Annotated in this window: 16 protein-coding genes; 13 read left to right on the top strand and 3 right to left on the bottom strand. The window is 34.2% G+C overall.

Annotation, left to right across the window (positions count from 1 at the left end):
- A partial coding sequence (locus ACFOZZ_RS02775; protein WP_376814657.1) for a hypothetical protein occupies positions 1–221 on the top strand: 221 nt, incomplete at its 5' end.
- Between the two features lie 168 nt (positions 222–389).
- Here the strand turns inward: ACFOZZ_RS02775 and ACFOZZ_RS02780 are convergent.
- Positions 390–1400, bottom strand: a complete 1011-nt coding sequence (locus ACFOZZ_RS02780) for an ISNCY family transposase (RefSeq protein WP_376814658.1) — start codon at positions 1398–1400, stop codon at positions 390–392.
- A 207-nt stretch (positions 1401–1607) separates the two neighbouring features.
- Here ACFOZZ_RS02780 and ACFOZZ_RS02785 point away from each other — a divergent pair, with 207 nt between their 5' ends.
- The 10 genes from ACFOZZ_RS02785 to ACFOZZ_RS02830 all read left to right on the top strand — a co-directional run bounded on the left by ACFOZZ_RS02785 (position 1608) and on the right by ACFOZZ_RS02830 (position 10804).
- A complete protein-coding gene (locus ACFOZZ_RS02785; RefSeq protein ID WP_055233448.1) occupies positions 1608–2198 on the top strand; it encodes a rubredoxin-like domain-containing protein in 591 nt (196 codons plus the stop codon).
- 395 nt (positions 2199–2593) lie between these two features.
- The gene (locus ACFOZZ_RS02790; protein ID WP_278778675.1) at positions 2594–2746 is read left to right on the top strand and encodes a hypothetical protein; all 153 of its coding nucleotides are present in this window, start codon (positions 2594–2596) and stop codon (positions 2744–2746) included.
- A gap of 239 nt (positions 2747–2985) precedes the next feature.
- A complete protein-coding gene (gene hflX, locus ACFOZZ_RS02795) occupies positions 2986–4194 on the top strand; it encodes a GTPase HflX (RefSeq protein ID WP_376814659.1) in 1209 nt (402 codons plus the stop codon).
- Between the two features lie 132 nt (positions 4195–4326).
- Positions 4327–5739, top strand: a complete 1413-nt coding sequence (locus tag ACFOZZ_RS02800) for a glycoside hydrolase family 1 protein (protein WP_376814660.1) — start codon at positions 4327–4329, stop codon at positions 5737–5739.
- A gap of 137 nt (positions 5740–5876) precedes the next feature.
- Positions 5877–7187, top strand: coding sequence for an electron transport complex subunit RsxC (gene rsxC / locus ACFOZZ_RS02805; protein ID WP_278860587.1), 1311 nt, complete (start codon positions 5877–5879; stop codon positions 7185–7187).
- 9 nt (positions 7188–7196) lie between these two features.
- Positions 7197–8126 carry an RnfABCDGE type electron transport complex subunit D gene (locus tag ACFOZZ_RS02810; protein WP_055233452.1) on the top strand — a complete coding sequence of 310 codons (930 nt, stop codon included), beginning with the start codon at positions 7197–7199 and terminating at the stop codon, positions 8124–8126.
- Positions 8123–8743, top strand: a complete 621-nt coding sequence (locus ACFOZZ_RS02815; RefSeq protein ID WP_278778668.1) for an RnfABCDGE type electron transport complex subunit G — start codon at positions 8123–8125, stop codon at positions 8741–8743. The genes ACFOZZ_RS02810 and ACFOZZ_RS02815 overlap by 4 nt, the downstream gene beginning before the upstream one ends.
- Positions 8736–9431, top strand: a complete 696-nt coding sequence (gene rsxE / locus ACFOZZ_RS02820) for an electron transport complex subunit RsxE (protein ID WP_055233453.1) — start codon at positions 8736–8738, stop codon at positions 9429–9431. The genes ACFOZZ_RS02815 and rsxE overlap by 8 nt, the downstream gene beginning before the upstream one ends.
- Positions 9431–10003, top strand: coding sequence for an electron transport complex protein RnfA (locus ACFOZZ_RS02825; RefSeq protein ID WP_055233461.1), 573 nt, complete (start codon positions 9431–9433; stop codon positions 10001–10003). Before rsxE ends, ACFOZZ_RS02825 begins: the two co-directional genes overlap by 1 nt.
- Positions 10004–10018: 15 nt before the next feature.
- The gene (locus ACFOZZ_RS02830; RefSeq protein ID WP_238703680.1) at positions 10019–10804 is read left to right on the top strand and encodes an RnfABCDGE type electron transport complex subunit B; all 786 of its coding nucleotides are present in this window, start codon (positions 10019–10021) and stop codon (positions 10802–10804) included.
- Positions 10805–10827: 23 nt separating this feature from the next.
- Here ACFOZZ_RS02830 and ACFOZZ_RS02835 read toward each other — a convergent pair whose 3' ends face one another.
- Positions 10828–11796, bottom strand: a complete 969-nt coding sequence (locus tag ACFOZZ_RS02835; protein ID WP_376814661.1) for an FAD:protein FMN transferase — start codon at positions 11794–11796, stop codon at positions 10828–10830.
- A gap of 37 nt (positions 11797–11833) precedes the next feature.
- Between ACFOZZ_RS02835 and ACFOZZ_RS02840 the strand changes: the two genes are divergently transcribed.
- On the top strand, positions 11834–12187 hold the full coding sequence (locus tag ACFOZZ_RS02840) for a NusG domain II-containing protein (protein ID WP_286697011.1): 354 nt from the start codon (positions 11834–11836) through the stop codon (positions 12185–12187).
- A complete protein-coding gene (locus ACFOZZ_RS02845; RefSeq protein ID WP_286697012.1) occupies positions 12156–12692 on the top strand; it encodes a Gx transporter family protein in 537 nt (178 codons plus the stop codon). Before ACFOZZ_RS02840 ends, ACFOZZ_RS02845 begins: the two co-directional genes overlap by 32 nt.
- A gap of 201 nt (positions 12693–12893) precedes the next feature.
- Here the strand turns inward: ACFOZZ_RS02845 and ACFOZZ_RS02850 are convergent.
- Positions 12894–13351, bottom strand: a 458-nt coding sequence (locus ACFOZZ_RS02850) for a transposase (RefSeq protein ID WP_376814662.1), incomplete at its 5' end; no start/stop codon positions are given.

Consider the following 13351-nt stretch of genomic DNA (forward strand, 5'->3'; position numbering starts at 1 on the left):
TGAAGAAGATGAAAGACGAAAACAGGAAATGGGTAAAACAGCAGAAACTAGTAGAGGATAAGTTGAAGAAAATCTCGGAAATCATTGAGAAGATTAGTAAGGCTTTAAATTTCTATTTTCATGAAGCAACAGCCGAGGTCAAAAAACTGCTTAAGGATCCATTGAACTGGAATAACTATACAGAACTGGACTATTATAAGGATCTTGATGCATTATACTAATTAGACAAATCATAAATAATATATCGAGAAAAGTCCATAAAATCAGGACTTCTTTTCGTCGTGGAAAAAGACTGGATAGCGGGCGCGAAAAAAATGAGCACCACCTTGCGGTGATGCTCATTTAGCAGGGACTGTCAACATTCTGTCCTTGACTTTTGAACCAGTTTATTACGATTTGGTACTATTAAGGCGTAGAGCGAACTGATTATTGTATTTTTTTATGTAGGAGTTTAAAAATACATTAGCGTCCTCTATGTTTGTGATATGAGCGTGCCTTAGTTCGACTGGTAATCGTGACTGGAGCGTCTGGTTGAGTCTTTCGACTCTGCCTTTTGCTTGGGGTACGCTCGTAGTTTTTATTTCAATTCCCAGATTATGACAGGCATAAGAGAACTGAGTGAATGTATCCTCAGCATCTGAAGGCTTGTCTTTTCTTTTATATTCAAATACAGTGCGTCTGTCCGTATAAAACATTGCAGGAATGCCATGATTAATAAGAATCTGATAAAGAACCTCATAATACCCTTTAAGTGTCTCCTGACGGTCAAAGTAGGCTCCTACAACCTTTCCGTCTGCATCATCAATCGCAACATGCAGATGCCACACTTCTCCTTCAATCCAGTGGAATGATGATGCATCCATCTGTATCATATCACCCTCATACTTTGATCTAGGACGTCTTGGATGTGCATCCTGTTCATCAAGTATATTGATTGATTCCTTTATCTCATTCCTAACCTTTTCAGAAGCAGTGTCATTCATTCTGTCCTTAAGTTTTTTCTTCAAGGCTTTCTTTGTTTTTCTTCTGGCCTTTGGAGAGAGCACATCCTCAGCTCTCATCCAGCTGTTGAGAGTAGTATCACTTATCTTTATACCGAAGTCACTTTCTACAATTTCACAGAAGTGAGTGAAGTTTGCATCAGAGAAATCATTGATATAAAAGGAGATGATCTTATTCTTTATGTCCAAAGGAACTGCAGAAGCAGGCAGTCTTCCACGGTTGCCATGCACGAAACCCTTCTTTCCCTGTTCCTTATATTTAATGATAAGTCTATTGATAGTTCTTACAGTACAGCCAAGTCTAGTAGCTGCTCTCTTCTTATTTCCATTTGTTTCTACAAGTTTCTTGATTATTTCATACTTATTCTGCTCATTCATTCTCAATTCAACCTTTCTCATAATAACCTCCCTCGGAGGTTATAGTTTAACACGGCAAGTTGATAATGTCCCAATTGGGACATTATCAACTTGGATACATTGAGACATTATCACATTGGAATCAGATTTTGTTTACAATGAAAAGTCAAATCCATTGACATTATAGAATTATATGTTATACTTAAATAGTAATCATTCCTAATAAGGAATTAAAAAGGAGAAAAGAATATGGCAAAATTTAGATGTAAAGTGTGTGGATATGTTTATGAAGGAGATGCAGCACCAGCTGAATGCCCAGTATGTCATGTAAGCGGTGATCAGTTTGAAGAAGTAAAAGGTGAAATGAAATTAGCTGCTGAACATGAATATGGTATTTATGCTAAGACTGTAAAAAATAATCCTGATATCAGTGATGAAGATAAAAAATATATCTTTAATCAGTTAAAAGCAAACTTTGAAGGTGAATGTTCAGAAGTTGGTATGTACTTATGTATGGCTAGAATCGCACATAGAGAAGGTTATCCTGAAATTGGTTTATATTGGGAAAAAGCAGCTTATGAAGAAGCAGAACATGCTGCTAAGTTTGCTGAAATGTTAGGTGAAGACTTAGAACCAAATATGAAAGCAACTACTAAGGATAACTTAGCTTGGCGTGTAGACTGTGAATTTGGTGCAACTGCAGGTAAAGTTGAACTTGCTACATGTGCTAAAAAGAATAACTTAGATGCAATTCATGATACAGTTCACGAAATGGCAAGAGATGAAGCAAGACATGGTAAAGCATTAAAAGGTTTATTAGATAGATATTTTGGAAAATAATTGAATCAAAAAGAGTTCAAAGGCATCAACTTAAGGATTTAAACATCCACAAAATTGGTGTCTTTTTTTGTCAATGTAAATTATAACTGCTTAATGAATAATTGTTTTAAGTTATCTAAAGTGATTTTCATACAGAAGGGGTTTATAAAAAAATCCGGCTGAAGTAAATAAGAAAATGCAAGACTCTTATTCTTCAAAATCTGATGTATCAATTCATTCTATACTTTGTTCAAGTGGAAATCTAGGTATTGTGTATGATATCAAAGATAATGGAATCACAACAGATATTCAGTATATGTTATTGTATTCTCTAGATAATCACTAACTAGAGACAATTGCATGTCGTTCTGATACAAGTGTAGAAAAAAACTGATTTCTATTTATGGTCCATTGTTTTGTTGAGAACTCTATCAGAAGAAGATCATTCTTCAACAGAATGGCTTTCATTACTTGCGGATTCAATGGATGGTCCTAATCAGGTAGGTGATTATTATTACAGACTTGATATGGGTGATGAAAACTATATGTTTGTAGTATTACCTAAATAATTAAATGAGAGGGAGCAGAAATCCTCCTTTGTAATATAGAACCAGAAGTTAATCATTATAACTTGAGATATCCATAAGGTAAGCTTGTAAACAACCATTGATAGCTATGACTATTAATATATCGTTCTTCTCCTCACTAAATAAATATACTGACGGTTTATAAACATTAAAAGAATTCTTTTCTAAAACTCATGTTATAATGAGTAAAAGTTTAAAGAAAGGAATTCTTCTTTTATTATATGAATAAAGCTATATTAGTTATAACATCGGACAATCCCTTCTACGTAGATGAACTCAAATCATTATGTATTGCATGTGATATTGAAGTAGAAGATGTTGTTACTCAGAAATTAGAAAAAATTAATCCTGCCACTTATATTGGTAAAGGTAAAATAGAAGAAATCAGATTAAGATTAGATGGAGAAATGGTTATCTTTGATGATGAACTATCTCCATTACAGGTAAAGAACCTTACTGATCAATTACAAACAGAAGTAACAGATCGTACAGATTTAATTCTTCGTATATTTGAACAGCGTGCACAGACAAAAGAAGCAAAATTACAGGTAGAAATAGCCAGAGACCAATATTTATTACCAAAACTTGCAGGAATGCAGGAACATATGTCACATCAGCAAGGTGGTTCTGGGTTTAGAGGATCTGGTGAAAAACAGATTGAGTTAGATCGTCGTATTATCTCTAGAAAGTTGTCCCGTTCTAGAAAAGAACTCGCACAGATTGTAAAACAAAGACAAACACAAAGAGAAAGACGTAAACGTAATAATGTCCCTGTAATTGCCTTAGTAGGTTATACAAATAGTGGGAAGTCTACTTTACTCAATACCTTATGTCAAAATAAAGAGAAAAAAGTATTTGAGAAGGATATGTTATTTGCAACATTACAGACTTCTACTAGAAATATAAAGATTAAGAATCATACATGTTTGCTTACTGATACAGTTGGTTTTATTGAACGTTTACCACACAATCTGATTCAGGCATTTCGTTCCACTTTAGAAGAAGTGAAAGAAGCAGATTTATTACTCCATGTTGTTGATTCAAGTTTTGAAGATTATCAATTACAGGTTGATACAACCAATAAGGTATTAGAAGAATTAGGTGTTGAAAATACACCTATGATCTATGTGTACAACAAGGTCGATTTAAATAAGTATGGTTATGTACATCCTGTAACTCCTTATGTTTTTATATCTGCGAAGGAAAAGATTGGTTTAGATTTGTTAGAAGATGAAATAAGTCATATCCTCTTTAAGGATTATGAAACTTTCCAATTAGGTATTCCTTATGATAAGGGGGAAGATTTCAAATATCTCTATGAGCATACCTATGTGGAACAGGTTGACTATCGTGATGATTATATCTATCTTCAGATAGAAGCCAAAATACAGGATATTAAAAACTATCTCAAGTATCTTCTTTTGAATTAATGAAACGGAGTTTCATTAATTGTCCTCTTTTTACATCTTTTATGAAACGTCATAATAATCAACCTTGAAACAGTTTACATATATGAGGTGTGATTGATAAAATGAGTTCATAAGATAAAGGAGACACATAAAATGGAAAGAAAAATGCCAAAAGATTTTTACTGGGGTGGTTCAGTATCATCATTCCAGACTGAAGGACACAGAAACGAAGGTGGAAAGGGTGTTTGTATCTATGACGTAAGACCTATGAACCCTGAATTCTCTGACTGGAATGATGCAATTGATGAATACACTCGTTATGATGAAGATATTGCTTTAATGAAAGGTATGGGATTCAACTTCTATCGTTTCTCAATCTGCTGGAGCCGTATCATTCCTAATGGTACATTAGATGAACCAGTAAACGAAGAAGGTGTAAAGTTCTACAGTGATTTAATTGATAAGCTACTTGCTGCAGGCATTGAACCAATGATCACTTTAGTACATTTCGATATGCCTTATCATCTTGTAAAGAACTACAATGGTTTTGCTTCAAGATATGTTGTAGACTGTTTTGAAAGATATGCAAAAGTTTGTATTGAAAGATTCGGTGATAGAGTGAAACATTGGATGTCATTCAATGAGCAGAACCTTCATTCAATGATGTTAAGAGTTTCTAACGCTGAAGAAATTCCTGAAGGTGTAAGTCTTCCTAAACATTTATACCAGGTAAATCACAATGTTATGATGGCTCATTGTAAAGCAGTACGTGCTTTAAGAGAAATGCAGCCAGATGCTAAGTTCTGTGGTATGGGTGCAATCACTAATATTTATGCATATGACAACAGCCCGGAAAATAATTTATTCGCAACTCAGGCTTATAATTTATTAAATGGTTATCTTGTTGATACATTTGCTCAGGGTAAATATCCTGATTACTGGAATGCTTACTTAGAAAATCGTGGATGGATGCCTACATTTGAAGAAGGCGATGAAGAACTATTAAAATATACTGTAGACTATATCGCATTCTCTTATTATCGTTCTAATACAGTGAAGACTGGTGTCTTTGATTATGAAAGACCAGCTTGTGACTGTGTGAATGAACAGCAGATCCAGAATCCTCATTGTGAAGCCAATGAATGGCATTGGGAAATCGATCCAGTTGGATTTAGATGGACTTTAAATGATTTACATCATAGAACAGGTTTACCAGTATTCGTACTTGAAAACGGTATTGGATGGCGTGAAGATATGACTCAGGATGAAGTAGATAAAATGCTTGCTGAAGGTCGTACAATCGAAGATGATTATCGTATCAACTATCATAGAGACCATATCCGTGAAATGGAAAACGCAATGTTTGAAGATGGTGTAGACTGCTTAGGTTATATTACTTGGGGACCAATTGATATCCTAGCTAGTATGTGTAATATGGATAAGCGTTATGGATTTGTTTATGTTAATAGAACAAATAAAGATTTAAGAGATATGAAACGTATTCCAAAGAAATCTTATAATTATATCAAGAAAGTATTTGAATCTAACGGTGCTGATTTAGACTAATACTTGCTTCGACCATGCTTAATGCATGGTCTTTTTTTATGTGAATTTATAAACGTTTAGTGAATAAATTAACTTAATGTAAAGGCTTTCATTTTTTCTCATATCGTCCTAAAATAGTATTAAAGGAGATTTGAAATATGATTACTTTTAGAGGTGGCGTTCATCCCTATGATGGAAAAGAATATACGAAAGATAAACAAATAGAAAAATTAGAAGCCAGCCAGGAGGTTGTTTTTTTAATGAAACAGCATATTGGTGCACCAAGTATTCCTGTAGTAAAGGTTAAAGATGAAGTACATGTAGGTACATTGATTGCTCAGGCGGGTGGTTATGTTTCCGCAAATATTATTTCTTCTGTGTCAGGAATAGTGAAACGTATTGAAAAAAGACAGGATGCATCAGGTCATTATCAGGATGCAGTCGTTATAGAAAATGATGGAAATTATACATCGGATTATGAGGCACATGAAAATAATATTGATACACTTACTTTTGAAGAAAAGATAGAAAAAGTAAAAAATGCAGGTGTAGTTGGCCTAGGTGGGGCAGGGTTTCCAACACATGTGAAGCTCAATGTAAGAGAACCAGAAAAAATAGAATATGTTATTGTGAATGGAGCTGAGTGTGAGCCTTATCTTACATCTGACTATCGTTTGATGCTTGAAAGATCTAAAGAACTGATTGAAGGATTAAAGATCATGTTAACTCTTTATCCTCATGCTGTAGGCTATATTGGAATCGAAGATAATAAGAAAGAAGCGATTCATACATTAGAAAAACTATGCGCACATGAAGAAAGAATAAGCGTTAAAGTATTGAAGACCAAATATCCACAGGGTGGAGAAAGAATGTTGATAGAAGCATTGACTGGAAGAAGACTCAATTCAAAGATGCTTCCTCTTGATGTGGGTTGTATTGTAGATAATGTGGCCACAGTTCTTGCGATTAGAGATGCGATTAAATATGATCGTCCTTTAATTTCTACAGTCATGACTCTTACAGGAGATGGAGTAAATATACCTTGTAATGTAGAGGTTCCTGTAGGAACTGATTTCCAGTTTATTGTTGAATCACGTGGTGGTTTGAAAGAGAATGTAGAGAAAATCATCAGTGGAGGTCCAATGATGGGTAGTTCTCTTATTTCTCTTCATATTCCTGCCGTAAAGACAAGCAGTTCTATTCTTGCTTTTACTCATGATGAAGTGGCATTAAATACGCCTACAGCTTGTATTAGATGTGGACGCTGTATAGATGCCTGTCCAGGTTATCTTATTCCTCAAAAGCTTTATCAGGCTTCTTTGAAGAATGATATCAATACATTCATACAACTGAATGGTATGGAATGTATAGAATGTGGATGCTGCAGTTATGTATGTCCTGCAAAAAGAAATATGACGCAGGCTATTAGAAAATGTAAGTCAACTGTTGCATCTCTTAAAAGAAAGTAGGGGAATGTTATGAATAAACTATTACATACATCATCATCACCTCATGTACGTGATCAAACAGATACAACACGTATTATGATTGATGTCATTATCGCATTGATGCCTGCAACACTTTATGGTATTTATCAATTTAAGTTAAATGCAGCACTTATAGTCGTTGTATCAGTACTTAGTTGTGTATTATCTGAATATCTATTTGAATACTTTATGAAGAAGCCTATTACAATCAAGGATTGTTCTGCGATTGTAACAGGACTCATTCTTGCATTAAATCTTCCATCCACTGTTCCTTTATGGATACCAATCATTGGTGCTCTATTTGCGATTATAATCGTAAAACAGTTATATGGTGGACTAGGACAGAATTTTATGAATCCTGCCTTGGCAGCACGCTGTTTCTTGCTTATTTCATTTACTGGTCGAATGACAAATTTCGTCTTTGATGGTGTCACTACTGCAACGCCACTCGCAATTCTTGAAACGAGATCTCATTATGACTTGTTCCGTTTATTTATCGGTACAACAGCAGGGACTATTGGTGAAACATCCACTCTGATGATTTTACTAGGTGGCGCTTATATGTTAGTAAAGAGAGTCATTAAACCAACTATACCAGTGGCTTATCTTCTTTCTTTCTCACTCTTTACTCTTATTTTTTCACCATTCCGTTTTGATTTCTATTATCTCGCATGCCAGTTATGTGGTGGAGGCTTAATGCTTGGCTGCTTCTTTATGGCCACTGATTATGTGACAACACCTATTAATTTTGAAGGCCAGATTATTTTTGGTATTTTAATAGGAATACTCACTGGTTTATTTAGATTCTTTGGGACAACCACAGAAGGTGTTTCTTATGCGATTATTCTAGGAAATCTTGTTGTACCTCTTATTGAGAAATATACACTTCTCTATAAAACAAAGAAGGCGGTGGTATCATGAATATAAAGAGAATCATCAAGGATACATGCATCTTATTTATCATTACTATTGTATCTGGATGTCTCCTTGGTTTTGTTTATAATTCTACAAAAGATAAAATAGCCGCAAAACAGGAAGAAACAAAGCTTCTTGCCTATAAGCAGGTTATGAGTGAAGCAGATGATTTCAAGGCAGATTACAGCAAACTCATTCAACAGAGTCCAAAGCTTCTTACAAGAGATTATGGTAAAAATGGTATTGAAATCACTAATGCTTTAGGGGCTTATAAAGATAATAAACTACAAGGCTATGTTATTCAGGTAACTGATAAAGATGGCTTTGGTGGTGAAATAGAACTTATTATTGGAATTGATTTAAATAAACAGATTAAAGGTGTAGAAATCTTATCTATTAATGAAACAGTGGGGCTTGGTATGAACGCGAAGAATGAATCTTTTAGATTACAATATTTGAATAAGAAGGTGGATTCATTTGTCATTACTAAAACAGGTAAAGAGAAAGATAATGAAATTGATTCTCTTTCTAGTGCCACTATCACTTCTAAAGCTGTCACAAATGGTGTCAATGGTGCGCTTGATTTCTATGATCTGTTGAAAGGTGATGGACAACATGAATAAATATATCAAGCCAGTCTATAATGGCATTATTAAAGAAAATCCTACATTTGTCTTAATGTTAGGTATGTGTCCAACTCTTGCTGTCACAACTTCAGCTATGAGTGGGATGGGTATGGGACTCACGACAATGGCTGTACTTATTATGAGTAACTTTGTGATTTCCGCATTACGTAAGATTATTCCTGAACGTGTTAGAATTCCAGCTTATATAGTCATCGTGGCAACTCTTGTGACAGTTGTACAGCTCCTATTACAGGCAAATCTTCCATCTTTATATGATACATTAGGTATTTATATTCCTCTTATTGTGGTTAACTGTATTATTCTAGGTCGTGCAGAAGCATTTGCATCTAAGAATAATCCTATTCTTTCTATATTAGATGGTGTAGGTATGGGTTTAGGATTTACTTTAGCCCTTACTTGTATTGGACTCGTGAGAGAACTTTTAGGTGCTGGTACTGCTTTTGGTTATACAATCATGCCAAAAGCCTATGAACCTATTTCTATTTTTATCATGGCTCCAGGGGCATTCTTTGTCTTATCTATGTTAACCGCGATACAAAATAAATTAAAACTACCAAGCGCAACCAACATTGAACATTCGTCTACACTAGAATGTGGCGGAGATTGCACACATTGTCATGGTATTACTTGCTTTGAAGAATACAAGAAGGAGGCGCAGAAATGATGAAAACATTACTTTTAACTTTAATTAGTGTCTCATTAGTCAATAATGTTGTTTTATCTCAATTCTTAGGCTTATGTCCATTCTTAGGTGTTTCTAAGAAAATAGAAACAGCAGCAGGTATGGGAGGTGCCGTAATATTCGTTATTACGATTGCCTCAGCTGTCACCTCACTTCTTTATCGATTATTAGTGAAATTCCATGTAGAATATCTAGAAACAATTGCGTTTATTCTTATTATTGCAGCACTTGTCCAATTAGTAGAATTATTCTTAAAGAAATATTCACAAGGGCTGTATCAGTCTCTAGGTGTTTATTTACCACTGATTACAACAAACTGTGCCGTACTTGGTGTGGCTTTGACGAATGTACAGAATCATTATAATTTCATCACAAGTGTTGTCGCTGGTTTTGGAACAGCTGCAGGCTTCACTATATCTATTATTATTCTTGCAGGAATTAGAGAAAGAATAGAAGATAATGATATTCCTCATAGCTTCAAAGGGGCACCTATTGTATTGATTACTGCAGGTTTGATGGCCATTGCCTTTATTGGCTTTTCAGGCTTGATTTAAAGGGGGAGAATGAATATGAAGTCAATTATGATTGCGACTCTCCTTGTTGGTTTGATTGGACTATTTATTGGAATAGTTCTTGGTATTGCAAGTGAGAAGTTTAAGGTTGTTGTAGATGAAAAAGAGCAGAAAATCAGATCTGTTCTTCCAGGTAATAACTGTGGTGCCTGTGGTTATCCAGGATGTGATGGTTTAGCTCATGCGATTGCAAAAGGAGAAGCACCTAGTAATCAATGCCCTGTAGGAGGCAATGAAGTAGGTGCAAAGATTGCTTCTATTCTAGGACAGGTTGCACAGGCAAGTACACGTTATACAGCCTTTGTGAAATGTAAAGGAACTTGTGATAAAGTCACACCTATATCTGATTATTCAGGTATTAAAGATTGTTTAAGTGCTGCATTAGTGCCAGGTAAAGGTGGTAAGATGTGTGTTTCAGGCTGTATTGGTTTAGGAAGTTGTGTGCAGGCTTGTGATTTTGATGCAATCCATATTGTAGATGGTGTAGCTGTTGTAGATAAGGAAAAATGTAAAGGATGTCAGAAATGTATGGAAGCATGTCCTAATCATCTGATTGAAATGGTACCTTATGATGCAATACATCGTGTTCAATGTAATTCTCATGATAAGGGACCAGTTGTCACTAAAAGCTGTCAATCAGGTTGTATTGGTTGTCGTTTATGTACAAAGGTATGTCCAAATGGAGCAATTACTGTCGATGATTTCTTAGCACATATAGATTATTCTAAGTGTACAAATTGTGGGGCATGTGTAGAAAAATGTCCTAGAAAAGTCATCCAATAAAAAAATCCCTTTATTGGGTTTTTTTAAGAGTGATTGAAGTTTTTTGTATAAGTGATTTGGTTATTTGTATCAATAAAGCATGCTTCTACATCGTCTAGTGACTCAATGAGTGCTTTGCCTTTTTCTAATCCAAGTGAGAAACATACAGTACTTAATGCATCACCCTGCATTGAAGAAGGGGATATAATAGTGACAGAAGCAAGTCCGTTATCATAACTATAACCCGTACGAGGGTTTAAAATATGATGATAAACATGATGGTAGAGTTTCATCTGTCTTTGATAAATACCACTTGTCACAACTGATTTATCTTCTATCTTAGTACTTATAATAGATTCATCTGTTTTTTGAGGATTGGTGATTCCAATACGATATCCTTCTGTCATCTTATCTCCGACACATAGGATATTACCGCCAAGATTAATCAAGGCATTATTGACTTTATGTTGGATTAAATACTCTTTGAGTTTATCTGCTATATATCCTTTTGCTATTGCACCTAAATCTATCATTGTATCAGGATTCTTATAGAGTATTCTTTTGTGATGACAGATAATATTTTGATAGTTGACTGTTCTAAGACTTTCTTTTAAGAGAGTTTCATCGGGTAAAGTTGCTTTATCACTCTTGAAATCCCACAAAGAACTAACAGCACCAATCGTAATATCAAAAGTGCCTTTTGATAACTCACTATAATAAAGTCCCTGTTTAATAACAGAGGCGAGTTCGTTAGAAATAGTTTGATATTGGGTCTTATTCTTATTATGATTAATTTGATAGAGTTCACTATTTGTGTTCGTTGTAGAGAAAAGTAGCTCATATTTCTTACATAAATCAAAGCACTTATTTAGAATCTTTTTTGAAGATGAATCATATAAAGTAATAGAGACAATGGTATCTAAACAGAACTCTTTCTGAGTAATGGGTTCATTATTAGGCTTACAGCCACTAAGTAAAGAAAAACATAGGATAAGTGAAAATATTCTATTCATAAAGCACCTCCTTATTCTATTATACAAGGAGTAAATAATGAAAAACAGAAAATATGATATTTATGTATTGGCTATTTTATTAATTATAGTTGCTGCTGGTTTTCTTCTTCGTCCTCAGTCTAAGAGTAATATGATTAAAATTACTTTAAACAAAGAAGTTTATGGCTATTATGATCTAAATAAAAATCAAACAATACATATTAATAAAGAGAATATATTAAAAATAGAAAATCATAAAATAAGAATGATTTCAGCCACCTGTCCAGATCATTTATGTATCAAGCAGGGGACAATTAATAAAAAGGGGCAGAGTATCATCTGTCTTCCTCATAAACTCATTGTAGAGGTGGTGTCAGGAGATGAAAAACAACAAGATGATCAAGCATACTAAAGTCAGACAATTATGCTTTCTTGCAATATTCTGTACTATATCCATCATATTGAATTATATAGAAATGTTGTTTCCTATTTATTTGGGAATCCCTGGCGCAAAACTTGGTTTAGCTAATATTGTGTCTTTGACAATTCTTTTATGCTTTGGATTTAAATATGCATTGGGTGTCGCATTGCTTCGTATCTTTATTATAGGAATCACATTCACAAATCCTTATATGATGCTTTATAGCTTAGTTGGAGGATTTCTTTCTATTAGTATTATGGCATCGATGGTAAAGACACATCTCTTCTCAAATATCGTTGTCTCTATAGTAGGAGGTGTATCTCATAATATAGGGCAGTTACTAGTTGCCTTTGTCTTCTTTTCTACCTCTGCCTTTATCTATTATCTTCCATATCTGATATTACTTGGGATTGTATCAGGTACGGTGGTAGGAATAATTGCACAAATTATATATATTAAAATAAAAAGGCATATTTTTTTGTATATGTTATTATAAGGCGGTATGTTTAAAAGACAAACTATTAGATGTCAATAAATAATCTATTTTTTAGGAATTTATTGAATTTATAGGCATTTGTCTTGATTTAGAGGTGAATCCTCTATAAAAATCCTCTTTCTTTTCTAAAAAAGAGTACACTAAAAAGAACTTTTCAACATCGTATCGTTGAAAGCTCTTACACTAGACTTTTATATACTATTAAATGATCATCGTCTCTTCTAATTTGGTGTATACAAACTTGTGTACTTCACCGTCGATATCAGAATACTGATAGATCTGTTTTCTAGTATTTTCAGGAAAGTCTAATGATATTGAATTGAAGAACGTATTTTGGGTTTCTTCTGGTAATCTCATGATATGTTCATGAAGAATTACAAAGCCGCTTTCGTTTTTCATAATGGAATAGATATATCGTGCAATTTTATTTGCGATTGCGATATTAGCCAGCTTATGTTTTTTCTTGTTTCCGTTCTTGATTCTTTCAAACTGATGTTTGAGAACAGGATTATGACGTCTGGCAAACTCAGCAATCATATAAATTGCATGTCTAAGATATCTAGAACCTTTTTTAGAGATCTTGCCCATGGTTTCTACAGATGTCCCAGAGCGTTTGTTTCTTGGGCTTGTTCCTGAATAAGAAACAAAACAGTCTGCGT

It is taken from the genome of Catenibacterium sp. GCM10023432 (assembly GCF_042651925.1).
Lineage (GTDB): Bacteria > Bacillota_I > Bacilli_A > Erysipelotrichales > Coprobacillaceae > Catenibacterium > Catenibacterium mitsuoka.

What these genes read in the sequence shown, in the direction of transcription:
- ACFOZZ_RS02830 (WP_238703680.1), top strand. Translation starts at nt 10,019, where the DNA reads ATGAAGTCAATTATGATTGCGACTCTCCTTGTTGGTTTGATTGGACTA.
- ACFOZZ_RS02840 (WP_286697011.1), top strand. Translation starts at nt 11,834, where the DNA reads ATGAAAAACAGAAAATATGATATTTATGTATTGGCTATTTTATTAATT.
- ACFOZZ_RS02845 (WP_286697012.1), top strand. Translation starts at nt 12,156, where the DNA reads ATGAAAAACAACAAGATGATCAAGCATACTAAAGTCAGACAATTATGC.
- ACFOZZ_RS02800 (WP_376814660.1), top strand. Translation starts at nt 4,327, where the DNA reads ATGGAAAGAAAAATGCCAAAAGATTTTTACTGGGGTGGTTCAGTATCA.
- hflX (WP_376814659.1), top strand. Translation starts at nt 2,986, where the DNA reads ATGAATAAAGCTATATTAGTTATAACATCGGACAATCCCTTCTACGTA.
- ACFOZZ_RS02780 (WP_376814658.1), bottom strand. Translation starts at nt 1,400, where the DNA reads ATGAGAAAGGTTGAATTGAGAATGAATGAGCAGAATAAGTATGAAATA.
- rsxC (WP_278860587.1), top strand. Translation starts at nt 5,877, where the DNA reads ATGATTACTTTTAGAGGTGGCGTTCATCCCTATGATGGAAAAGAATAT.
- ACFOZZ_RS02825 (WP_055233461.1), top strand. Translation starts at nt 9,431, where the DNA reads ATGAAAACATTACTTTTAACTTTAATTAGTGTCTCATTAGTCAATAAT.
- ACFOZZ_RS02785 (WP_055233448.1), top strand. Translation starts at nt 1,608, where the DNA reads ATGGCAAAATTTAGATGTAAAGTGTGTGGATATGTTTATGAAGGAGAT.
- rsxE (WP_055233453.1), top strand. Translation starts at nt 8,736, where the DNA reads ATGAATAAATATATCAAGCCAGTCTATAATGGCATTATTAAAGAAAAT.
- ACFOZZ_RS02835 (WP_376814661.1), bottom strand. Translation starts at nt 11,796, where the DNA reads ATGAATAGAATATTTTCACTTATCCTATGTTTTTCTTTACTTAGTGGC.
- ACFOZZ_RS02815 (WP_278778668.1), top strand. Translation starts at nt 8,123, where the DNA reads ATGAATATAAAGAGAATCATCAAGGATACATGCATCTTATTTATCATT.
- ACFOZZ_RS02810 (WP_055233452.1), top strand. Translation starts at nt 7,197, where the DNA reads ATGAATAAACTATTACATACATCATCATCACCTCATGTACGTGATCAA.